We start from the raw sequence: 1,396 nt of genomic DNA on the forward strand, positions 1-1,396 counted from the left end.
GTAGGAGGCGGATTTGCATCCGCCGTCCTCTCACACCACCGTACGTACGGTTCCGTATACGGCGGTTCAGGTTATGCAGATAAGCCGTTGATCGTGTCCAGTATCGAGACCAGTCCGAGTTGGTTCCACAGTTTCTTCGGCAGCGCCTGATTCATATGCGACGCCCCCGAGTTCCACCATGGGCCGCGGCCATTCGACGTTGACTTGCAGGCACGAGCTTCGCCAAGCCCCAAGCGCATTAAGTTGCGCGCCCTCGTCGAGGGCTGCTTCCATTGGCGCCAGATGGCACACCGAAGCTTACGTCGCACCCATCCGTCCAACTCCTCAAGTGGCTTCTTGCTCTGACTGAGCTTGAAGTAGCCCGCCCAGCCACGCAGCATCGGTCTTATCCGCTCAATGACCTTCGCCATCTCTTGGCCCCGTGCCCCGCGCAATAATTCCCTGAGCCGGTCGCGTAAGCGATCCAGACTCAGCGTTGCCACTTTCAACCTCGGTTGTCGATGCCGGCTCATCCCATAGCCCAGATAGTCACAGACCCACGGCCGTGCCACTCGGCTCTTTTCCCGATTCAGCGTTAGTTTCAGACGCAGGCTCAGGAAGCGCTCAACCCCGGCCAGCACTCGTTCGCCAGCACGGCGACTGCGCACATAAATGTTCGCATCATCGGCGTAACGCACGAAGCGATGGCCCCGTCGTTCCAACTCTCGGTCGAGTTCGTTGAGCAGGATGTTCGACAGCAACGGCGAGAGCGGGCCGCCTTGCGGCGTCCCCTCCTGTCGTCGGCTGACGATCCCACCCGACATGACCCCAGCCTCGAGATAGCGACGGATCAGCCTGAGCACTCGCTTGTCTTCGACTTGACGCTCGACGTAGGCCATCAATACATCGTGGCTGACCCGATCGAAGAACTTCTCCAAGTCGAGTTCCACACACCAGCGGTGACCCGCCGCCACGTGGGCGCGGGCTGTTTCGATGGCTTGATGAGCGCTTCTGCCCGGGCGAAAGCCGTAGCTGTAGTCCGAGAACAGGGGGTCGAAGATCGGCGTGAGCTGTTGCAGCAGGGCCTGTTGGATCAGACGGTCCACGACACAGGGGATACCCAACTGTCGTGTTCCACCTTTGGGTTTAGGGATTTCGACGGCGCGCACACCTTGCGGGTGGTACTCGCCGGCCAGCAACCGGGCCTTGAGGATCGGCCAATACTGTTTCGTGTAGTGCGCCAGTTGCTCCACCGTCATGCCATCGGCACCCGGTGCGCCCTTGTTGCTGACCACACGTTGATACGCACGTCTGAGGTTGGCGGGTGCAAGCACTCGCTCCATCAGCGTGTCCGGCTCCGCGTTCGTCCACGTCACAAACGCCGTCGATACCTGTGCGCTGTCAGCCGTCATCCTCG

1 protein-coding gene is annotated in these 1,396 nt (G+C 60.7%); it reads right to left on the bottom strand.

Going from position 1 to position 1,396, the window contains the following annotated elements:
- Positions 1-71 precede the first annotated feature (71 nt).
- Positions 72-1,396, bottom strand: a 1,325-nt coding sequence (gene ltrA / locus BT116_RS30000; protein ID WP_371856200.1) for a group II intron reverse transcriptase/maturase, incomplete at its 5' end; no start/stop codon positions are given.

The organism is Pseudomonas sp. NFACC16-2 (genome assembly GCF_900119205.1).
Taxonomy (GTDB): Bacteria; Pseudomonadota; Gammaproteobacteria; order Pseudomonadales; family Pseudomonadaceae; genus Aquipseudomonas; species Aquipseudomonas fluorescens_Q.